Below are 21047 nucleotides of genomic sequence, written 5' to 3' on the forward strand. Positions count from 1 at the left end.
GGCATCTACATGCGGTCTTTGCGCTTCCCTTCTCAGCCATCTGCAAGCATCGAGGGCGTTGCCTCCGTCACAATGGCCAAAAAACCAGGATGGCGGGAACCGAGACAGCGACGATCAATATTTCCAGCGGCAGGCCCATGCGCCAGTAATCGCCGAAGCGATAGCCACCGGGGCCAAGGATCAGTGTATTGTTCTTATGCCCGATCGGCGTCAGGAAGGCGGCCGATGCCGCGACCGCCACAGCCATCAGGAACGGGTCGGGTGAAACGTTCAGGGTATGCGCCATCTGTATCCCGACCGGGGCCGCGACAATGGTGGTCGCGGTATTGTTGAGCACATCCGACAGCGTCATGGTGACCACAATCAGCAGGGTCAGCGCGACCCAGGCCGGCATCCCGTAAGTGAGACTGGTGAGGGCCGAAGCGATCAGATCGGTGCCACCTGAGCTTTCCAATGCCCCGCCAAGCGGGATCATCGATCCCAGCAGGACGACAACGGGCCATTCCACATGATCGTAGATCTCGTTTATCGACAGGATACGGGCCAGAACATAGGCCGTCACCACCAGTCCCAGGGCGATCGGAAGATAGATCAACCCGACAGAAGAGGCGGCAACCGCCGCTCCGAAAATACCGATGGCGAGCCAAGTCTTGCTGTTCTGCGTCACTGTCAGGCCGCGATCGGCCAATGGCAGGACACCCAGCCAGTCGATCACCTCGCCCGAAGTTTCCTTGGGCGTCAGCAATAGCAGGATGTCGCCCGGTCTGATCCGCGTCCCGCGAATATGGTCGTGAATTTTCTTGCCCTGCCGGGATATGCCCAGAAGGATCGTGCCCTGCCGCCAGGCCAGCCCGATGGCATTGGCGCTGCGTCCTACCAGACGGGATTGCTCGGGCACGACCACCTCGATCAGCGCCACACCCTCGTTATCGGCGCGCAGCAATTCCTCGCGCGGGGTTTCGGCGAAATCCAGTTTCAGGGCCGAGCGGAATTCGTCCAAAGCATCGGGAGCGCCATCCAGAACCAAGGCGTCCTGTCCCTCGATCCGGGTATTCCAGGCGGTCCCGTAGCGCCTCTTGCCATTCCGGATCAACCCGATCAGCGCGACATCCGATTTCTCGGCCGCCTCTTGCAGATCGCGGACACGCTGCCCGATCAGGTCACTTTCCTCCGGCACGGTCAATTCGGCGATATATTCCTGGACTTCCGCAGCAGACACGCGGGTTTCCGTCCGGGCCGGGATCAGCCGCCAGCCGATCAATGCCACGAAGATCAACCCGACGATCAGCGCCGTTCCACCCACCGGAGCGAAATCGAACATGCGGAACGGTTCGCCAAGAGCCTGTTCTCGAAAGCTGGCAATGATGATATTGGGGGGTGTGCCGATCAGCGTTGCCATCCCGCCCAGGATCGTTGCAAAAGACAGCGGCATCAGCGACAGACCGGGCGCACGCCCCGCCTTTTTCGCTGTCTGCATGTCCACGGGCATCAGCAGGGCCAGTGCGGCGACATTGTTCATGAAGGCCGACAGCACCGCCCCGATCCCTCCCATGATCGCGATATGTGCGCCGAGTTTGCGCGAACTGTCCACAAGCGTTCGGGTGATCAGGTAAACCGCGCCGGAGCGAACCAGACCGGCCGAAACAATCAGCACCAGCGCCACCACCAGCGTCGCCGGGTGACCAAAGCCCGCAAACGCATCTTCGGAGGGTACGACGCCCAGCACGACACCCAAAAGAAGTGCAGTGAACGCGACGAGATCATAGCGAAAACGCCCCCAGAGCAAGAGCGCGAAGACAAGGCCGAAAAGCGAGAAAAGGATGATCTGGTCCTGTGTCACGAACCAAGATGTAACCCATATGGCGGCGATGCACATCAGAAAATCAGGATGCCCATTGCCTTGCATGGATTTGCGGTGTGGCTCCGAACAGATGGTTTTTTAACACGTTTTTCACGCGATGCCCGGAAGATTCACATATCGCCTTAACGCGGGTTCGCGCGATGGCTGCTGCGATTGAAACCGCAGGAGCTGGATTATGGCTGATCTGATTTACCTGGCGCTTGGCATTGGCGGCTTCGCTGCCTTTGCCGCGACAACCCGCCTGATCGACCGATTGTGAGGCCGTGATGCTGGATCTCATTCTTGGCCTCGCCGTCGCGGCGGGGATTTTCGTCTTTCTGATCCTGGCGCTGACGCGTCCAGGGCGTTTCTGAGGACGCGATCATGCCCGACCTGATCGGATATATTCTTTACGCGATCGTCCTGACCGGGGGCGGCTATCTGCTCGCCGCCCATATGATCCGCGTCTATGCAGGAGAGCGGAACCTGCTCTCGCCCTTGCTCGGGCCGGTCGAAAGGGGGTTTTACAGCCTCGCCGGCATTCGCCCCGGCGCTTCGCAGGGCTGGCGCGGCTATGCGCTGGCTGTGTTGGGTTTCAACCTTGCCGGCTTCGGGCTGCTTTATGCCATTCTCAGGCTGCAGGGCCTGCTGCCGCTGAACCCGGACGGGATCGGCGCGATGTCTCCGGACCTGGCTTTCAACACGGCGGTCAGCTTTGTCACGAATACCAACTGGCAGGCCTATTCCGGCGAGGCTCAGCTTTCCTATCTTGCCCAGATGGCCGGGTTGACGCTGCAGAATTTCGTCTCTGCCGCGACGGGCATGGCCGTGGCGGTCGCGGTGATCCGTGGCTTTACCGGGACGAAGGATAGCGGGCTGGGCAATTTCTGGTGCGACATGACGCGCTCGGTCCTTTATGTCCTGCTGCCGCTTTCGGTCATACTGGGGTTGATCCTGATTCTTCAGGGTGTGCCCCAGACATTGCTGGGCGCCGCCCATGTCACGACGCTTGAAGGTGCCGATCAGGTGATCGCGCGCGGTCCGGCGGCCAGCCAGGTCGCCATCAAGCAGCTCGGCACCAATGGCGGCGGTTTCTTCGGCGTGAACTCGGCCCATCCGTTCGAGAACCCGACCATCGTCTCTAACATGTTCCAGACGATGGCGATCCTGTTGATCCCGGTCTCCTTCTGTTTCCTGTTCGGCCGGATGGCGAAGGACGGGCGGCAGGGCTGGGCGATCTTTGCCGCCATGTCGGCGATGTTCGTGCTGGGGCTGACGGTCATCTATCTGGGCGAAACCGGGGGCAATCCGCTGCTGGGAGCGGGCGCAAACATGGAGGGCAAGGAGCTTCGCTTCGGCGCCGCCCTGTCGGCGCTCTGGGCCGAGGCCACGACCGCCGCCTCCAACGGGTCGGTCAACGCGATGCATGACAGTTTCATGCCGCTATCCGGCCTTGTCACGCTGATCAACATGCAGATCGGCGAGGTGATCTTCGGCGGCGTCGGGGCCGGGTTCTACGGGATGCTGCTTTATGTCGTGCTGGCGGTATTCCTGGCCGGGCTGATGGTCGGGCGCTCGCCCGAATATCTGGGCCGCAAGATCGAGGGGCGCGAGGTCACGCTTGCGATACTGGCCTTTCTGTCGATGCCGTTGGGAATCCTTGTCGGCGGAGCGATTTCGGCCACGGTGCCGATGGCGCTGCAATCGGTGCAGGATGCCGGACCGCATGGGCTGAGCGAGATCCTCTATGGCTATTCCTCGGCAATCGGCAATAACGGTTCGGCATTCGCAGGCTGGGGCGCGGCCGAGCCATGGCAGACCACCGCGCTTGGCCTCGCGATGCTGCTGGGCCGCTATGCGATCATCGTGCCGATGCTGGCCATCGCCGGATCGCTGATCGCCAAGCAGCAAAGCCCGTCCACCGCCGGAACCTTCCCCACGCATGGGCCGCTTTTCGTGACGCTTCTGATCGTCACGGTGGTGATTTTCGGCGCGCTGACATTCTTTCCGGTCCTCGCCCTTGGCCCCATTGCCGAGCACACGGCGCTGATCGCCGGGCAAGGCTATTGATCCATGCCGCGGCCTGCATCCGTGGCCGCGGCGCGATTTCCCAATTCAAGGACAAGACAGATGTCCCGCAGCGATCTTGCCCCAAAGGGGCTTTACATGGCGGCACTGAAAGCCGCCTTTACCAAGCTCGACCCCAGGCAGTTGATGGGGAATGCCGTGATCTTCGTGACCGCTATCGTGGCCGCGATGACCACCCTTCTGGCCCTGCGCGATGCCGCCCTTGGTGCGGATGATGCCGCTGTCAGCCTGCAAATCGCCTTCTGGCTCTGGGTCTGCGTGCTGTTCGCGAATTTTGCCGAGGCATTGGCCGAGGGGCGCGGCAAGGCACGGGCAGACAGCCTGCGCGCCACCAAGGCAGAGACCATGGTCAAGCTGCTTGCAAGCGAGGATGACAGCTCGCCGAAGGAAATCGCCTCTTCGTCGCTACGCAAGGGGCAACTCGTCCTGGTCGAGGCCGGTGATCTTATCCCGACGGATGCAGAGGTCATTCGCGGCGTCGCCTCGGTCGATGAAAGCGCGATCACCGGGGAAAGCGCCCCGGTGATCCGCGAGAGCGGCGGCGACAGATCAAGCGTCACCGGCGGCACGCGGATCGTGTCCGACAGCCTGATCATCAGGATCGTGGCCGAGCCGGGCAAGAGTTTCCTCGACCGCATGATCTCGATGGTCGAGGGCGCGGAGCGACAAAAGACACCGAACGAGATCGCCCTCAACATCCTGCTGGCGGGCCTGACCCTGATCTTTTTGCTGGTCGTGGTCACGCTCGAACCCTTTGCCCGCTATTCCGGGATCGTGATCCCCGTGGTCACGCTGGCCGCGCTTTTCGTCACGCTGATCCCGACGACGATCGGCGGCCTGCTCTCTGCCATCGGGATCGCCGGGATGGATCGCCTCGTCCGCGCCAATGTGATCGCCAAATCGGGCCGCGCGTCGAGGCGGCAGGCGATGTCGACACGCTGCTGCTCGACAAGACCGGAACCATCACCTTCGGCAACCGGATGGCCGATGCCTTCCTGCCCGCCCGGGGCATCAGCGAAAGGCAGCTTGCGCAGGCGGCATTCCTTGCCTCGCTTGCCGACGAGACGCCCGAGGGGAAATCCATCGTCGAACTGGCCGAAAAGCTGATCGGTCCGATGGAACGGCAGCCCGAGCCCGGTGCGGAACCCGTCGCCTTCTCGGCCCAGACACGGCTGTCCGGGGTGGATTTTTCCGGCACCCGCCTGCGCAAGGGTGCGACCGATGCGGTCGAGGCTTTCGTCGGAGCCCCGGCGGACCGGGCGCTGCGAGCCAAGGTCGACGAGATCGCCCGGTCCGGCGGCACGCCGCTTCTGGTGGCGGAAAACGACCGCATCCTGGGTGCGATCCATCTGAAGGACGTGATCAAACCTGGCATGCGCGAGCGTTTCGCCGAACTCAGGGCGATGGGCATTCGCACCGTGATGATTACCGGAGACAATCCCCTGACGGCCGCGGCCATCGCCGCCGAGGCCGGGGTGGACGATTTCCTGGCCGAGGCCACGCCCGAGATGAAGCTGGATTATATCCGCAAGGAGCAGGAAGGCGGGCGGCTTGTCGCCATGTGCGGAGACGGCTCGAACGACGCGCCTGCGCTGGCGCAGGCAGATGTCGGGGTTGCGATGAACCTGGGCACGCCCGCCGCCAAGGAGGCCGCGAACCTGATCGATCTCGACAGCGATCCGACCAAGCTGATCGAGGTGGTCATGGTGGGCAAGCAATTGCTGATCTCGCGCGGGGCGCTGACCACCTTTTCCATCGCCAACGACGTCGCGAAATATTTCGCCATCCTGCCCGCGATCTTCGTCGCGGGTTTTCCGGGGCTTGGCGTCCTGAACGTCATGGGCCTGTCCTCTCCGCAAAGCGCCCTGCTGTCGGCGGTGATCTTCAACGCGCTGGTCATCTTTGCGCTGATCCCGTTGGCCCTGCGCGGGGTGAGATATGCCCCGGCAAGCGCGGCAGCGCTGCTGCGCCGCAACCTGACAATCTATGGCCTTGGCGGGCTGATCGTGCCTTTTGTCGGCATCAAGGCCATCGATATGGCCGTGACCGCCCTTGGCCTCGTATAAGGAGCCATGACCATGCTTACCCTTCTTCGCCCCGCATGCGCGATGCTTGCTGCCATGCTGTTGCTGACCGGGCTGGCCTATCCGCTCGCCATGACGGGAATCGCCTCGGTCATCGCGCCGCGATCCGCAACCGGAAGCCTGATTGTTCGGGGTGATGGCGAGCCGGTGGGCTCCGCCCTGATCGGGCAGGGTTTCACGCAGCCCGCCTACCTGCATCCGCGTCCTTCGGCGGTGGATTACAACGCGGCGGCCTCGGGCGCCTCGAATCTGGGGCCGACGTCTTCCGAGCTTCGCGAAAGCGTCAAGGCGCGTCGCGATGCCTGGGAAAGCGAGAATGGCGGCAGCGCCCCGATCGATGCGGTCACGGCATCCGCTTCGGGCCTCGATCCCGACATCTCGCCGCAGAACGCGCGTGGACAGGCCCGGCGCATTGCCGGTGCACGCGGCGTCGATCCCGCGCAGGTGCTTGCGATCATCGACGCGCATACACAAAACCCGTTGCTTGGGATTTATGGCCAGCCGCGTGTCAATGTCCTGATGACCAATCTTGCACTCGATGCGGAATTTCCCGCGCGATCCGCCCCGATGGAGTGACGAATGTCCGACGCGCCCCGCCCCGAACCCGACGCATTGCTGAAGGAAGCCAGCCGCGAGGGGCGGGGAAAGCTGAAAATCTTCCTGGGCGCGGCGCCGGGCGTCGGCAAGACCTATGCGATGCTGGAGGCCGCGCGGAGGTGCGCGACCGGTGGCGAGGATGTGCTGGCGGGCGTGGTGGAAACCCACGGCCGGGCCGAGACCGAGTCCATGCTGCGCGAACTTCGCGTCCTGCCCCGTCAGCCCTTCTATCACCGGGGCCGTATCCTCCACGAAATGGATCTGGAGGGACTGATCGCAGCCAAGCCGGATCTGGCGCTGATCGACGAATTGGCTCATTCCAACTTGTCGGGCAACCGCCACGAAAAACGCTGGCAGGATGTCGAAGAAGTTCTCTCCGCCGGAATCGACGTCTATACCACCTTGAACGTGCAGCATGTCGAGACGCTGAACGACACTGTTGCCCGCATCACCGGGGTTAGGGTGCGCGAAACGGTCCCTGACCGCGTTCTGGAGATGGCCGACGAGATCGAACTGATCGATCTTCCGCCTGATGAATTGCTGGAACGGCTGCGGGTGGGAAAAGTCTATGTCCAGGATCAGGCGGCGCGGGCTGTGGCGAATTTCTTCGCCAAGGGAAACCTGACCGCTCTGCGCGAACTGGCGATGCGCACGGCCGCCGACCGGGTGGACGCGGAACTGAAGCAGCATATGGCCGCCAATGCCATCACCGGGCCATGGCCCACGCAGGAACGCATCCTGGTCGTGTTGCCGGAAGGGGTTGTGGGGCGCGATGCGGTGCGGATCGGCAAGCGTTCGGCGGATCGCGCGCGAGTCGAATGGTTCGCGATGGCGCTGACCAGCCTGCGCGACGAGATCAGGACCACGACGATGCAGCAAGGCCGAGCTGATGCGCTCCGGCTGGCCGAGAGGCTTGGGGCCGAAGTCACGATCCAGCAGGCCGAGAGGAACCCGGCCGAGGAAGTCGTTGGCTTTGCCGAGCGGCTGAATATCCGCCGGATTGTCGTGCCTCGCCCGCCAAAGCGCAATTCGTTGTTGTGCCATTTAGCGCCGACGCAGCATGAATTGCTGGTCTCGGGCCTGGTGAGATGGGCGACCAAGTTCGAGCTGACCCTGGTCACCGATGACGAACGCCCGGCCCGGCAGCGACTGCGCCCGAAACCGCCTCCGATGCCGGACATGTTGCGCATGCTGGGAATCGTGCTGCTCGCCGTGGCCGGGACGACGTTGCTGGCCAAGGCGGCCGAGCTTTTCATTCCCGTGGTCAGCCTGTCGCTCCTTTACATGACGACGGTCGTCGCCATGGCCACACGCTTCGGAAGGGGCCCGTCCATCACCACGGCGGGGCTGAGTTTCCTGGCCTACAACTTCCTGTTCACCACTCCGGTATATACCTTCCGTATCTGGGATCAGAGCCAGCTTCTGACACTGGTCCTGTTTCTCGCCGCTTCGATCCTGACGGGCAATCTTGCCGCACGGCTGCGAGATCGGGCCATGGCTCAACGTGCGATTGCTGAACGAACCGGCAAACTTTACGAGTTCTCGCGCCGGGCGGCGGCGGCGGCTTCGTTCGATGATGTTGTCTGGGCTGCCGTCAGCCATGTGGCAACTGTCCTCAATTGCCAGTCGATCCTGCTCGTTCCGAAGAAAACCGTAGGGCTTACCATCGTCGGGGCATTCCCGCCCGAGGACAGGTTGGCGGATCGCGAGATCTCTGCCGCACGCTACTGTTTCACCCATGGCGAGGCGGCAGGACGCGGATCGGGCACGCTGCCGACCTCCCGGTGGCTGTTCCTGCCGCTTAGTGCCTCGGATCGGCGCATCGGTGTTCTTGGAATTTTCTTCCCGGATGGACAAGAGACCGCCCATAGCGACCGGCGGCTGCTGGAGGCACTTGCCGATCAGGTCGCATTGGCGCTTGAGCGTATCCGGCTGACCGAGGATCTCGCACAGACGCGGGTGGTTTCGGAAGCGGAACGGTTGCGCTCGTCACTGCTGTCCTCGGTCAGTCATGATCTGCGCACGCCACTGGTTTCGATTCTTGGCGCGGCGGAAGGGCTGGAAAATCCCGGATTGTCTGTCGATGCACAGCGAATCCTGGTCGAAACCGTTCGAGAGGAGGGAGAACGGCTTGACCGCTATATCCAGAACCTGCTGGACATGACGCGGTTGGGCCATGGCGCGTTGAAGCCGAACGCAGTTCCTTCTGATCTGCGCGAGCTTGTCGGCATGGCGCGTCATCGGTTGCGCGGGCCGCTGCGCGGTCATCCGGTCAGCGTGACCATCCCCGAGGAAATGGCCCCGGTCCACGCCGACCCGATCCTTATCGAGCAGGTCCTGGTCAATATCCTCGATAATGCTGTGAAATATTCCGGGCCGGCCACCCCTATCCGGATATCGGCGGAGGTGCGAGGCGCCCATGCGCACCTTTCCATCGAGGATGACGGGCCCGGTCTGCCGCCCGGCGCGGCTGAGCGGGTCTTCGATATGTTCTGGCGCGCCGAGCAGGGAGACAGGGGGCAAGCCGGGACCGGTCTTGGTCTTGCGATCTGCCGCGGAATTGTTGAAGCCCATCGAGGGAGTATCCGTGCGGAATCCGCCCATGACGGCGAACAAGGAACGCGTATCGTGATAGAACTGCCCCTGTCGAATCCGGAGACATTCCCGTGACCGCACATATCCTGATTGTCGATGACGAGACTCCGATCCGGCGCTTTCTGAGAGTCGCACTCGAGGCTGAGGGCTATGCCGTCTCCGAGGCTGCGACGGCGCTAGAAGCCGTCAGCAGCGCAGCAAGGCAAACACCGGCCGCGATGATCCTCGATCTCGGCTTGCCCGATGCGGATGGCGTCACGGTCATCGAGAAGCTGCGCGAATGGTCTCATCTGCCTATTCTGGTCCTGTCGGTGCGAAGCGATGACACTGGCAAGATCGCGGCGCTCGATGCAGGCGCGCAGGATTATGTGACAAAGCCGTTCTCGACCGGAGAACTGCTTGCCCGGCTGCGTGGCCTGTTGCGCGATCATGCGCGAGAGGCGACGCCGGCATCGCTGACGCTCGGTCCATTGGAGGTCGACGTCACGGATCACCGTGCCGTGCTGAAAGGGGAAAACCTGAACCTGACCCGGAAAGAGTTCGACCTGCTATGGCTGCTTGCCTCGCATGCCGGCCGCCTGGTGACGCATGACATGATCCTCAGGGCGATCTGGGGACCCGCACATGTGGAGGACAGCCAGTATCTGCGGGTCTATATCCGGCATTTGCGCAGCAAACTGGGCGATGACGCGGCGAATCCGCGATGGATTTTTACCGAACCCGGCATCGGATACAGGCTGGCGGACAAATAGAAGCATGGAGAGTAGCGGTCCTCACCTGGCTGGTGACATTCTCCAATGAATGAACTTTACATTATCATGTGATAGAGATTGCCGCAGCAATGTCCGTTCTGACGAAATGCCGCATCGCCGCAAGTCAGCTTTCCGCCCGTACCTGCACGACATCCTCACGGGTGCGGCGTGGACAGAGCGATTGCAGCAAGGTCCCGCAGTAGGGCTCCGGGGCCGGTCGGCTGCGAAATAGCGTCCGCAGGGGGATGACTGCGGAGGGTTCGAAGCCTGAGTATTTGCCGCTATCTTATTATCTGCGGATTATAGAATCGGCAGAACACAGTTGTCCGGCCAATAAGCTGCTGCAATAAAACGAATTTCGTGGAGAGAGCTTGTGGGCGTTGTCGCAAAGACGAAGCAACGGATTCCCTTCTTCGTGCCTACATGATCGCAGGTGATGATATACTCAACGGTGAAGATCCGCTGTATCTGAAACATCTTTCGGCTCGAAAGTTAGTGAGCCTTGATAATGTGACATAAACGGATTTGCACAATAACATTCTCTGTGTTGGTTCTGCATCGGACATGAGAGGGGGGGCTGAAATGGGACTTGATAGCCGCATCCGGACTATGCCTTTGAAGTCTGCCACCTCCTTTCCCGCGCAGGACCGTAGCAAGGTGGAAGCGCACAGCGGAGCACATTTGCCGGACAGCCCGATTGCGCTCCTAGTCACCTGGAACTGAAGTAAGTACCGTTGAATGGAGTTGCTTTGGGAGAGGATGTATGCGTGGTCGACCTGCTGCAGCGATTATGTTGAGCGATGAAGAGCGGGCATTTCTGGAGAGTCAGGTCCGACGGCAGGAGGTTGCCCGCTCCCTCTCTGACCGATGTCGGATGATCCTTCTTTGCGCGGAAGGTCTACCCAGCAAGGAGGTTGCTCGCCGGCTGGGGCATAACGAGCACACGGTCGGAAAATGGCGGCGCCGGTTTTCCGAACACAGGGTCGCGGGACTGACGGATGAATACCGCTCCGGCCGTCCGCGGACGGTATCTGATGCGCAGGTTGCGGAAGTCGTCCGGCGTACCCTCGAGACCGCGCCGCGGGATGCCCCCCATTGGTCGATCCGCTCGATGGCATCGGAGACGGAACTTTCGCATACAACGGTACGGAGGATCTGGACCGCTTTCGGACTTCGGCCGCACCGCTCCGAGACCTTCAAGCTCTCGACCGATCCCCTGTTCGTGGACAAGATGCAGGACATCGTCGGGCTCTACATGTCGCCGCCGAATCGCGCCATCGTTTCGTGTGTTGACGAAAAATCCCAGATCCAGGCGCTGGATAGGGAACAGCCGGTGCTTCCAATGGCTCCTGGCGTAGCCGAGCGAAGAACCCATACCTATGTGCGCAACGGCACCACATCGCTCTTTGCTGCGCTCGATGTCGCGACCGGTGCGGTGATCGGGAAATGTTACAAGCGGCATCGCGCGACCGAGTTTCTCGACTTCCTGAAGCGGATCGACCGGGAGATGCCCGAGGGGCCGGACGTGCACATCGTCATGGACAGTGAGGCGGATCAGAAAACAGCGTGGGGCGCTGTTTTCCCGCCGAACGCCACCCACAAGACACCGAGGATCAAGGCCTGGCTGGCCCGACGCCCCCACTGGCACGTCCACTTTACGCCGACGTCAGCATCCTGGATCAACCAGGTCGAACGCTGGTTCGCCGAACTCACGCGGAAGCAGCTTCAGCGTGGCGTCCACCGCAGCGTCACCGAACTCGAGGCGGACATCGTCGCCTTCATCGAAACGCACAATGAAGAACCGAAACCCTACCGCTGGGTCAAATCGGCTGACGAGATCCTCGCTTCCGTCAAACGCTTCTGTCAGCGAACGCAGCAAACTTTATGTGGCGAACTTTAGATTCAGGTGACTAGGGGGCAGCGTTGGCTTAGTCACGCATGCCAGCACAGAATTGCCATCTTGCCAGTTCACGGATCCGGCTTTCGAAACTGCCACGCGAGATTGCGCCTAGACATCCGGGCTCAGTGTGCAGTGACAACACTGATGGCGTGTCTCTGATGGAGGGGGTAAACGACATTTCTCGGATCTTGAGACAACCTGATGTCTCATTCTTCCCAAAATGAGACAGTTTTTCCACCTCCCTCCGCGCCCGAGAAATTACTTTTGTTTCCGCATTTTGGTTCTGCCTATTCTTTTGAAAATCGGAGGAGGAAAGGATGCAACCGTCAAAGGAAACACTGGGCTGGATGTATCAGACGATGGTTACGAGCCGTCGTTTCGAGGAAATTATCGAGAAAATCTATCTGGAAGGGAAATCACCCGTCTTCAATATGGCAAACGGGCCGATCCCGGGAGAAATGCACCTTTCAAACGGTCAGGAACCTGTGGCTGTCGGTGTGTGCGCGCACCTTAATCCGGACGACGTGATTACCGCCACCCATCGCCCCCACCATCAGGCGATCGCCAAGGGCGTCGATCTCAACAAGATGGCTGCCGAAATTTTCGGCAAAGCCAGCGGTCTTTCCGGTGGGCGCGGCGGACATATGCATATTTTCGACGCAGACGTGAATTTTGCCTGCTCCGGTATCATCGCTCAGGGGATGGGGCCGGCTGCTGGTGCGGCCTTGTCTCGAAAATTGCAGGGGAAACCCGGTGTGGCCGTGGCCTTCATCGGTGAAGGTGCCGCCAATCAGGGTGCATTCCACGAGACGATGAATCTCGCAGCAGTGTGGAAGCTGCCGATGATCTGCGTGATCGAGGATAACGCCTGGGGCATCTCGGTCGCCAAGGAAACAGCGACGGCGGTCAAGCGAAACGATGTGCGCGCCGCGGCCTATGGCATCCCCGGTCATTATATCGAAGGCAACGACCCCTGGAAGATCTATGAAGTCGCCGGAGAAGCCATCGCCCGCGCCCGCGCCGGAGAGGGGCCGACCCTGATCGAGGTGGAAACCTACCGTTTGGCGGGTCACTTCATGGGCGACGCAGAGGGCTACCGGCCGGAGGGCGAGAAGGACGGGCTCTTTGCCAAGGATCCGATCCCGGCGATGCGCAAGCGGCTGGAAGGAGAGGGGGCTTTTACCGCACCCGAACTTGATGCGCTTGAAGCCGAGGCCGCTGAGGCGGTCGAGACAGCGATCCGCTTTGCCCGGGAAAGCGCGGACGCCAAACCCGAAGACGCGCTGACGGCCGTTTTCGCGTGACCGGATCAGGGAGGAAATGACAGATGGAAAACGAACGCAAACTTACGATTGCCCGCGCCATGGCCGAATCCATCGCACAGGAAATGCGCATCGACCCGACGGTGTTCGTCATGGGCGAGGATATTGCTGATCTGGGCGGTGTTTTCGGCAATACCCGTGGGCTTGCAGATGAGTTCGGCAAGGAGCGCATTCGCGACACGCCGATTTCCGAGACCGGCTTCATTGGTGCGGCGGTCGGGGCGGCGCAGGACGGGATGCGCCCGGTGGTCGAGCTGATGTTCGTCGACTTCTTCGGCGTCTGCTTCGATGCGATCTACAATCTGATGGCCAAGAACACCTATTTCTCGGGCGGTAATTTCAAGGTGCCGATGGTTCTCATGACCTCGACCGGAGGCGGCTATTCGGATGCCGGGCAGCACTCCCAATGCCTTTACGGCAGCTTTGCGCATCTGCCGGGGATGAAAGTGGTCAGCCCCTCGAACGCCTATGACGCCAAGGGTCTGATGACCGCCGCGATTCGCGACAACAACCCGGTCATCTACATGTTCCACAAGGGGTTGCAGGGGATGGGCTGGCTCGGAACCGAGGCGGGAGCGAATGTCCATGTGCCCGAAGAGGCCTATGAGGTGGAGATCGGCAAGGCTGCCATCGTGCGGGAAGGCAGCGATGTCACCATCGTCTCGATCGCAATGGGTGTGCATCATGCGCTTAAGGCGGCCAAGGCGTTGGAAGCGGACGGAATCAGCGCCGAGGTGGTGGACCTGCGCTCGCTCGTGCCGCTTGATCGAGAGACGGTGCGGGCATCGGTGCGCAAGACCGGCCGGCTGATCGTGGTGGACGAGGATTACCACAGCTATGGCGTGTCGGGCGAGATCATTGCCACCGTCTGCGAGGCGGATGATCTGACGCTCAAGGCCCCGCCACGGCGGATCGCCTATCCGGATGTGCCGATCCCCTTCGCCAGGGTGATGGAGCAGTATTGCCTGCCCAACGCCGAGAAGGTGGTGGCCGCGGCGCGCGAGATCTGCCGAAGTGCCGTAACAGCCTGACATCGTTTCATAATCTGACAACGACCAACAGCCGCCTTGCTTCAGGGTGGCCAAGAGAAAGGTATATCCATGGCAACCGAAATCCGCATTCCCGACGACCTGTGGGATGGCGACGAAGAGGCCGTCATCACCGCGTGGCTTGCAAGCGACGGCGCGACGGTGAAGGAAGGCGCGCTCATCGCCGAGATCATGACCGCCAAGGTGCAATACGAGATCAATGCTCCTGCTTCAGGCACCCTTGCCATCGTGAAGGAGCAGGATGGGGTTGCGTCCAAGGGTGAAGTCATCGGTCAGATATCATGAACGTGGGCGCTGACACGGCTGCACGCGTTGTTCATCTGCGCGGCGCCCGCGGCATGATCGCCGACAAGATGGTCGCTTCGTTGAGCGTGGCTGCGCAGCTTACACATCACGCACGTGCTGACATGAGCGCTGTCATGCGTGCCAAAGGGACGCTGGCGGAAGAGGGCATTCGTGCATCGGTCGAAGATCTTCTGATGGCCGCATTGATCAGGGTGCTGAAACGGCATCCCGACCTGAATGGCATCGTCAGAGAGCGTGAAGTGCATCTGTCGCCGCAGGTTGATCTTTGCGTGGCGATAGCCTTGCCCGGGAATCTGTTGGCCGCGCCCGCGATCTTCGGGGCCGGCGACAAGTCCATCGCCGAGTTGCGGGCGGCCCGGCAAGACCTGGCTACGCGCGCCAAGAGCAACAAGCTGTCAGTTGCCGAGATGACGGGTGGAACCTTTACCGTCTCGAATCTCGGGACAAGCCGGGTGGAGCAGTTCACGCCGATTCTCAATGCGCCGCAGATTGCGATCCTCGGGATCGGACGGATTGTCGAGACGGCTGTGCGCGACGGAGATGATCTGGTCTGGCGACCATTTGCGGGTCTTTCGCTGACATTCGATCATCGCGCGGTGGATGGTGCGCCGGCGGCAGAGTTTCTTGGTGACCTATGCACCGAGATCGAAGAGTTCAGGCCATGAAACCCTGGCATTTCGAGCATGTCGCCGAAGGGCTCGCGGTGGAAGAGGAGGCGCTCAGCGAGGGAGTGTCCACCGTGTTTACCTGGACAGCACATCATTCCGCGATTGTCGTGCCGCGCGCCTGGACGCGACGGAAGGCCATAGCCGATGCCGTATTTGCCTGCGCAAACAGCGGATGGCCGGTCCTCACGCGTGCGAGCGGGGGCGGCGCGGTGCCACAGGGGGCGGAAACCGTAAACCTGGCAATTATCGCTCCTGCCAGTTCAGGATTAACGCTCGAGGCCGGATATGAACTCATCTGCGGCGCGATTCACGAGGCATTGAGACGGTTCGACATCGCCTCCGAAACCGGTGCGGTCCCCGGCGCGCTCTGTGACGGTATGTGGAACGTGACTGTCGGCGGGAGAAAGCTGGCGGGGACCGCACAGCGACGGCGCGCTGCACTGTTCGGGCCGGTTGCGTTGATCCATGCAGCCATTTTCACGAATGAATTGCCCGAGAGCCTTTGGCCTGTTCTGACTGGCCTTCACGAGGCCGCAGGCCAGCCGATCGAGCCCAATCCCGCTGCGCATATTCATCTCGGAGAATTGCTGCCTTCGGCGGCGGCCCGCCCGATGTTCGCAGGTGCCCTGGTTCGTGCGGCCGAAGAGCGTCTGAAGCCATGGAGGGGTACGGCGGAACGCGCGGCCTGAATGTCGGGAAACGAGACTTTTACCCAGCCAAGAAAAACCACGCAAGGGAGGAATGAAATGTTGCAGGGAAGAATTGTATTTCATCGGCTCAAGAAGCCTGAAAAGGACTATGCGGGGGTAAGCCGCCGGATGTTCCTGATGACCACGGCAATGGCCGGAGTCACTGTGGGAACGATGACCGCAGGCGTCCGGCCGGGTCTTGCAGCGGCGTTGGACGATCAGCAATCCGCACAGCTTTTGAGAATGGTGCAGGATATCTATCCCCATCCCGATCTGTTGCCTTTATCCGCCTATGAGGATGTTGTCGCGACTGTCCTGGCGGGTATGGACAATGACGAGTCCGCTGCGAAAGCCGTTCGCGAAGGTCTTACTCAACTCAACGCGATGGCGCAGGAAATCTACGGTTCCGCCTACGCGGATATCGAAGATCCCGATGCCCGCGAAGGCCTGCTGAGAACGGTGGAAAACGAGGGTTTCTTCCAGGGCATTCGCTGGAAGGCCTATTTCGGCATCTACGATAACAAGGAACTTTGGCCGCTTTTCGGCTATGAAGGCTCCTCCGTCGAGCATGGCGGCTATATCGACCGCGGCTTTTCCGACATCACATTCGTTCCGCAGGGTCCGACCCTCGAAGAACGTCTGGCCGAAGTCCAGAACTGAAGGAGGGCGATATGACACAGTTTGACCTGAACGACGACACCGTTGTTGTCATCATCGGCTCTGGTGCCGGCGGCGGCACGCTTGCCAATGAACTGGCGCAGAAAGGCATCAAATCGGTCGTGCTGGAAGCGGGCAAACGCTTCGATTTCGGCGATATAGAGAACGACGAATGGGCGATGTTCAACAAGATTTCCTGGTTGGACAAACGCTACTCGGCGGGCGGCTGGCATGGCGCGGTGAACCATCCGAACCTGCCCGCCTGGATCGTCAAGGGCTTCGGCGGCTCCACCGTGCATTGGGCGGGCGTCTCGCTGCGGTTGAAAGACTATGAATTCAAGACCCGCACTACTTATGGTGAAATAGCAGGTGCCAATGTCGAGGACTGGCCGGTCAGCCTCGAGGAAATGGTGCCCTGGTATGAAAAGGCCGAACTCAAGATGGGGGTGACGGGAAAGACGACCGGCATGCCACATCTGCCCTGGAACAACGGGTTTCGTGTATTGGCCGAAGGATGCCGGCGAACTGGTCGCACCGATTACAATTCCGGACCGATGGCGATCAACTCTGTCGAGCGCGATGACCGCCCGTCCTGTCAGCAGATCGGTTTCTGCATGCAGGGCTGTGCAATCGGGGCCAAATGGTCGACCATGTATACCGAACTGCCCCGCGCCGAGGAGACTGGCAACTGTGAAATCCGCACCGAAGCCATGGCCCTGAAAATCGAGCATGACGAGAGCGGCAAGGTGACCGGCGTGGTTTATGCAGATGCCGACGGCAATCAACATCTGCAAAAGGCACGCGTTGTCTGCGTTGCAGGCAACACGATCGAAAGCCCGCGCCTGTTGCTGAATTCTGCCTCCAGCATGTTCCCCGACGGTCTCGCCAATTCCTCAGGACAGGTGGGTAAGAACTACATGACGCACACGACGGCGGGTTGTTACGCGGTGCTGCCCGAGAAGGTGCATATGTTCCGTGGTACTTCCGTCGCGGGGATTGTCGGCGACGAAGTGAAGGACGTTCCCTCCCGCGGATTCAACGGAGGCTACTACCTGGAATTCCTGTCGCTGGGTTTGCCGTTCATGGCGGCCTTCCTTGAACCCGGTAATACCGGTTGGGGGCGCAGTGTGGCGCGGGCACTGGAACAGTACGATCAGATGTCGGGTGTCTGGATTTGCGGCGAAGACATGGCGCAGGAACAGAACGGCGTCACGCTGCACGAAAGCGAGGTCGACCAATACGGCCTGCCCGTGCCAGTGGTGGCCAAGACACCACATAACAACGATTACGAGATGACCTCGCATGCCTATGAGACCACCGCCCAGATATACGAGGCCGTGGGTGCAACGGATGTCTACGAACTCCCTGCCTATCCTGCCAGCCACAATATGGGCACCAACCGGATGCACGCCGATCCCTCAAAGGGGGTGGTGAACGCGCATGGCCAGTCCCACGACATCGCCAACCTGTTCGTGTCCGATGGTAGCCAGTTTACATCTTCGGGGGCGTGCAACCCGACCCTGACGATCGTGGCTTTGGCGATCCGTCAGGCAGAATATCTCGCCCAGGAAATGGGAGCGGGCAACATATAACCTGACGCGTTTCTCCAGATAGGCGCTCCTCCCAACTGCAGCCGGTTTCGTCATCCGGCTGCTTTTTCATTCGGGTCGCCTGAGGCCTTCTGCCGCGATCCAGCGATTGATGGTCGCTCTGCTTTTACCAAGCAGTTTTGCCGCCTTCGTGACATTCCAGTCGGTGCTGTCAAGTGCATCGCGCAGGCTGTTCACCGTGCAGTGAGTGCCCTTGGTTTCGGTTTCAAAAAGTCGTTGCGGCAAGTCCGTAAGATTGATGCGGTGCCCATTGCTGCAGATCAGTACCTCGCGGATGACCGAGCGCATTTCCCGGAAATTTCCTGGCCAGTTATGCTCAAGCAATTTGCTCTCTGCCCGGGGTGAAATGCTTGAGCCGTCGGGCAGTTCTTCCTTCAGAAGGATGTCCAGAACTTTCGACAGATCCCGGGTTCGTATGGGAGGAAGATCGATGACGGTTTGGCCAATCAGGTACAACAGCTTGTCACCGAGTATTCCGCTGTCGCGAAGGCTCGCCCATTCCCGATCTGCGGTGAAGATCAATACCAGCCGTGACAAGGGCTGTTCCTGCCGGGTGCAGGAGTGCTCGACATCCTGCATGAAGACTTCGAGTTCGCCCTGATCACTCACCGACAGCTTGTCAACATTGTGCAGCAGCATGGAAGCCGCACATCTTTCGACCGGATATTCCAAATGGAAGCGGGCCTGGTCGAGGATTATCCTGAAACGATCTTCCCCCGCCTCCTGAGCGCAGTCAAACGCAAGTGCCAGTGGCGAGATGAGGCCCAGATCACCAAGCAGCGCCTGTACAAACTGCACCTTTCCAACTCCGGCTTCGCCACAGACCAATAGTGGAATACGATGGTTCAGCACCTTGCGTGCGCGTTCGATGAGCAGATCCAGACCACCACCCTGACGGGCGAGACTGGCGAGCGCTTCGCTCGGCCGTGCTCGCGGTAACGAGTTGGACATCGGAGGTATCAATTGTCTTATTCGCCGTCGCGGCACATCCTGAACCGGGCCGCGTACGCTGATGGTCAGGTCCTTGAGATCCGCAAGATGCTTTTCCAGAAGGTTCTGGTGTTCGGCGGGAACCGGAACGTCCGGCCAAAGAGGCAGATTCGCTTCGATATGGCCACGCTCGTCACAGGCCACGATCGTTTCGAAAAGCCGAACACCGTCAGCCTGGCGGGACATCAGTCGGGCAGTCATCTTATCGGCATGAAAATTGCGAAAGAGCCGAACCTGAAATCGACTCGATGCCAGCCTTAGCATTTGCTCGCACCAGGTAATTTCCTCTTGCCTGCGGCTGGCAGAGCCAACAAGTGTGGCTGTTCCGATAATATTGTTCTGCGCGTCACGAAACGGAACGGAGGAGCAGGAAAAATCACGAAAACATCGATGGAAATGATCCGGCCCGGTCACCGTAACCACAGAGCCTGACCGAAGAGCCATGTCGATTCCGTTCGTGCCGGCCATGCGTTCGTCCCAAAGACCGCCGAGGCCGATCCCGGACCTCTCAAAATCCCGCTCATATCCGTCAGGTACATAAGCCTCGATGACAAAGCCGTCCGCGTCCGAAATCAACAGGCAATATCTTGATCGGTCAGGTATCAGATATGCCCTGTTGATTTCCGGTGCGATGCCGCCGATCCGTTCGAGAAAGCTGTCGCGCTTGCGGGTCAACTCCGTTTCCTGAAGCCTCAGTATAGGATGCGTCGTGGTTTTGGACAGGCCATGCTGATAGGAGCATCGATCCTGCGAGGAGCGGATCAGATGCTTTTTGCTCGCATTGTCGGTCGGGTCGGCCACGGGAGTCCTCCCTCCTGTTCGAATATATTACTGTGCACTCCAGCAAGCCTGCAATGATTTCGCGATCGCGGCAGGCAGAATCGCTGCAAAATCCCGAAATTTGAGACAGTTCAATGTCTCATTATCTGGAAATGAGACAGCTTTCGCGGCGGTCCCGTCACTCGGCGATTATCTTTGTATCATTGAATCGGATTCGCCTATCTTTCCGAAACACGAGGAGGAAACGATGCGTCCAAGAGAACCGTATCCTATGGCGCAAGTTGCTGGCTTTCAGGGACTATTCTGCGATTCAAATACGGTAAATGGCAAAGACCTGAAGATTCCTGCTGGTTTGCACAGCGAATACGATCCCAACAGCATGCATGTTTCGGCGTATTTTTTGCATCATTTGGCCCATCCGCGGATTAGCTCCATCGAGCTCTTCCAATTCATCTGTTTTACCGAGATGCGGGCAAAGCCATGTCGGCTAACTCGTCAATCAGTTTCGAAACTGTTGTGAAGAAAGGAGCGGAGCCATGAAGAATGTTCTTGCCGTCGCTACCTTCGGTCTAACCTGCCTTTGGGTTGCGGCAGTCAACGCCGAAGAGTTCGAAATCAAGATGCTGAACAAGGGCGAGAAGGGCGCAATGGTTTTTGAGCCGGATTTTGTGAAAGCTGCACCAGGAGATACGATCCACTTCGTTGCCACTGACAAGTGGCACAATGCCGAGATTATCCAGGGGATGATTCCAGATGGGGCAGAGGCCTTCAAGGGCGAGATGAATGAGGATGTCATTGTCACCCTCTCACAGGAGGGGGTCTACGGCGTTAAATGCGCACCGCATTACGGAATGGGCATGGTTGCCCTGATTGAAGTAGGGGTTCCGGAAAATATCGATGCCGCCAAGCAGTTTGACCATCCCGGCAAGGCGAAGGCGGTATTCGCGGAACTGTTCGAACAAGCCCTCGCAACCAAGTAATGCATAGCTGTATCCCTGACAGGAACGGCGTGCTGGAAGGTGGTCGGCTGTATTGATGAGTTTTGGTTTATGTTCAATAGAATATGAAGGTTGTCATTCGGCAATGTGTTTTCTCGTTTTCGACAACGATACCAGAGAAG

At 60.1% G+C, this 21047-nt stretch carries 17 protein-coding genes and 1 pseudogene; 15 read left to right on the forward strand and 3 right to left on the reverse strand.

Annotation, left to right across the window (positions count from 1 at the left end; translation table 11 throughout):
* Positions 1–67: 67 nt before the first annotated feature.
* Both A7A09_RS19915 and A7A09_RS20655 read right to left on the reverse strand, forming a co-directional pair.
* A complete protein-coding gene (locus A7A09_RS19915; RefSeq protein ID WP_106693040.1) occupies positions 68–1840 on the reverse strand; it encodes an SLC13 family permease in 1773 nt (590 codons plus the stop codon).
* Between the two features lie 43 nt (positions 1841–1883).
* Complete coding sequence (locus A7A09_RS20655) at positions 1884–2141, reverse strand: hypothetical protein (protein ID WP_148043733.1); 258 nt, start codon at positions 2139–2141, stop codon at positions 1884–1886.
* A gap of 83 nt (positions 2142–2224) precedes the next feature.
* Between A7A09_RS20655 and kdpA the strand changes: the two genes are divergently transcribed.
* The 13 genes and pseudogenes from kdpA (at position 2225) to A7A09_RS19985 (ending at position 18139) form a co-directional block, all read left to right on the forward strand.
* Complete coding sequence (gene kdpA / locus A7A09_RS19925) at positions 2225–3910, forward strand: potassium-transporting ATPase subunit KdpA (protein ID WP_106693027.1); 1686 nt, start codon at positions 2225–2227, stop codon at positions 3908–3910.
* A 60-nt stretch (positions 3911–3970) separates the two neighbouring features.
* Positions 3971–5994: pseudogene (gene kdpB, locus A7A09_RS19930) on the forward strand (potassium-transporting ATPase subunit KdpB).
* A 12-nt stretch (positions 5995–6006) separates the two neighbouring features.
* Entirely contained in the window at positions 6007–6588 is a 582-nt protein-coding gene (gene kdpC / locus A7A09_RS19935; protein ID WP_106693041.1) for a potassium-transporting ATPase subunit KdpC, read from the forward strand.
* A 3-nt stretch (positions 6589–6591) separates the two neighbouring features.
* Positions 6592–9279 carry an ATP-binding protein gene (locus A7A09_RS19940; protein WP_106693028.1) on the forward strand — a complete coding sequence of 896 codons (2688 nt, stop codon included), beginning with the start codon at positions 6592–6594 and terminating at the stop codon, positions 9277–9279.
* On the forward strand, positions 9276–9956 hold the full coding sequence (locus A7A09_RS19945) for a response regulator (RefSeq protein ID WP_436277812.1): 681 nt from the start codon (positions 9276–9278) through the stop codon (positions 9954–9956). Before A7A09_RS19940 ends, A7A09_RS19945 begins: the two co-directional genes overlap by 4 nt.
* A gap of 763 nt (positions 9957–10719) precedes the next feature.
* The gene (locus tag A7A09_RS19950) at positions 10720–11856 is read left to right on the forward strand and encodes an IS630 family transposase (protein WP_106693030.1); all 1137 of its coding nucleotides are present in this window, start codon (positions 10720–10722) and stop codon (positions 11854–11856) included.
* A gap of 317 nt (positions 11857–12173) precedes the next feature.
* On the forward strand, positions 12174–13160 hold the full coding sequence (locus A7A09_RS19955; RefSeq protein WP_245999491.1) for a thiamine pyrophosphate-dependent dehydrogenase E1 component subunit alpha: 987 nt from the start codon (positions 12174–12176) through the stop codon (positions 13158–13160).
* A 23-nt stretch (positions 13161–13183) separates the two neighbouring features.
* Complete coding sequence (locus A7A09_RS19960; RefSeq protein ID WP_106693031.1) at positions 13184–14209, forward strand: alpha-ketoacid dehydrogenase subunit beta; 1026 nt, start codon at positions 13184–13186, stop codon at positions 14207–14209.
* Between the two features lie 69 nt (positions 14210–14278).
* The gene (locus A7A09_RS19965) at positions 14279–14512 is read left to right on the forward strand and encodes a biotin/lipoyl-containing protein (protein WP_106693032.1); all 234 of its coding nucleotides are present in this window, start codon (positions 14279–14281) and stop codon (positions 14510–14512) included.
* Entirely contained in the window at positions 14509–15198 is a 690-nt protein-coding gene (locus tag A7A09_RS19970) for a 2-oxo acid dehydrogenase subunit E2 (RefSeq protein ID WP_106693033.1), read from the forward strand. Before A7A09_RS19965 ends, A7A09_RS19970 begins: the two co-directional genes overlap by 4 nt.
* A complete protein-coding gene (locus A7A09_RS19975; protein ID WP_106693034.1) occupies positions 15195–15890 on the forward strand; it encodes a lipoate--protein ligase family protein in 696 nt (231 codons plus the stop codon). Before A7A09_RS19970 ends, A7A09_RS19975 begins: the two co-directional genes overlap by 4 nt.
* Positions 15891–16550 (forward strand): gluconate 2-dehydrogenase subunit 3 family protein, encoded by a 660-nt coding sequence (locus tag A7A09_RS19980; protein WP_123225500.1) that lies wholly within the window; start codon positions 15891–15893, stop codon positions 16548–16550. It begins immediately after the preceding gene.
* A gap of 11 nt (positions 16551–16561) precedes the next feature.
* Positions 16562–18139 carry a GMC family oxidoreductase gene (locus A7A09_RS19985; protein WP_106693036.1) on the forward strand — a complete coding sequence of 526 codons (1578 nt, stop codon included), beginning with the start codon at positions 16562–16564 and terminating at the stop codon, positions 18137–18139.
* A gap of 66 nt (positions 18140–18205) precedes the next feature.
* Here A7A09_RS19985 and A7A09_RS19990 read toward each other — a convergent pair whose 3' ends face one another.
* Entirely contained in the window at positions 18206–19948 is a 1743-nt protein-coding gene (locus A7A09_RS19990; protein WP_106693037.1) for an AAA-type ATPase lid domain-containing protein, read from the reverse strand.
* A 226-nt stretch (positions 19949–20174) separates the two neighbouring features.
* On the opposite strand from A7A09_RS19990, the gene A7A09_RS21190 reads away from it, so the two are divergent.
* The gene (locus tag A7A09_RS21190) at positions 20175–20447 is read left to right on the forward strand and encodes a hypothetical protein (RefSeq protein WP_148043734.1); all 273 of its coding nucleotides are present in this window, start codon (positions 20175–20177) and stop codon (positions 20445–20447) included.
* A gap of 16 nt (positions 20448–20463) precedes the next feature.
* A complete protein-coding gene (locus A7A09_RS19995; RefSeq protein ID WP_106693038.1) occupies positions 20464–20907 on the forward strand; it encodes a pseudoazurin in 444 nt (147 codons plus the stop codon).
* Positions 20908–21047 lie beyond the last annotated feature (140 nt).

It is taken from the genome of Paracoccus methylarcula, from assembly GCF_003007735.2.
Lineage (GTDB): Bacteria > Pseudomonadota > Alphaproteobacteria > Rhodobacterales > Rhodobacteraceae > Paracoccus > Paracoccus methylarcula.

What these genes read in the sequence shown, in the direction of transcription:
- A7A09_RS20655 (WP_148043733.1), bottom strand. Translation starts at nt 2,141, where the DNA reads ATGAGATCCAGCATCACGGCCTCACAATCGGTCGATCAGGCGGGTTGT.
- kdpA (WP_106693027.1), top strand. Translation starts at nt 2,225, where the DNA reads ATGCCCGACCTGATCGGATATATTCTTTACGCGATCGTCCTGACCGGG.
- kdpC (WP_106693041.1), top strand. Translation starts at nt 6,007, where the DNA reads ATGCTTACCCTTCTTCGCCCCGCATGCGCGATGCTTGCTGCCATGCTG.
- A7A09_RS19940 (WP_106693028.1), top strand. Translation starts at nt 6,592, where the DNA reads ATGTCCGACGCGCCCCGCCCCGAACCCGACGCATTGCTGAAGGAAGCC.
- A7A09_RS19950 (WP_106693030.1), top strand. Translation starts at nt 10,720, where the DNA reads ATGCGTGGTCGACCTGCTGCAGCGATTATGTTGAGCGATGAAGAGCGG.
- A7A09_RS19955 (WP_245999491.1), top strand. Translation starts at nt 12,174, where the DNA reads ATGCAACCGTCAAAGGAAACACTGGGCTGGATGTATCAGACGATGGTT.
- A7A09_RS19960 (WP_106693031.1), top strand. Translation starts at nt 13,184, where the DNA reads ATGGAAAACGAACGCAAACTTACGATTGCCCGCGCCATGGCCGAATCC.
- A7A09_RS19965 (WP_106693032.1), top strand. Translation starts at nt 14,279, where the DNA reads ATGGCAACCGAAATCCGCATTCCCGACGACCTGTGGGATGGCGACGAA.
- A7A09_RS19970 (WP_106693033.1), top strand. Translation starts at nt 14,509, where the DNA reads ATGAACGTGGGCGCTGACACGGCTGCACGCGTTGTTCATCTGCGCGGC.
- A7A09_RS19975 (WP_106693034.1), top strand. Translation starts at nt 15,195, where the DNA reads ATGAAACCCTGGCATTTCGAGCATGTCGCCGAAGGGCTCGCGGTGGAA.
- A7A09_RS19980 (WP_123225500.1), top strand. Translation starts at nt 15,891, where the DNA reads ATGTCGGGAAACGAGACTTTTACCCAGCCAAGAAAAACCACGCAAGGG.
- A7A09_RS19985 (WP_106693036.1), top strand. Translation starts at nt 16,562, where the DNA reads ATGACACAGTTTGACCTGAACGACGACACCGTTGTTGTCATCATCGGC.
- A7A09_RS21190 (WP_148043734.1), top strand. Translation starts at nt 20,175, where the DNA reads ATGCGTCCAAGAGAACCGTATCCTATGGCGCAAGTTGCTGGCTTTCAG.
- A7A09_RS19995 (WP_106693038.1), top strand. Translation starts at nt 20,464, where the DNA reads ATGAAGAATGTTCTTGCCGTCGCTACCTTCGGTCTAACCTGCCTTTGG.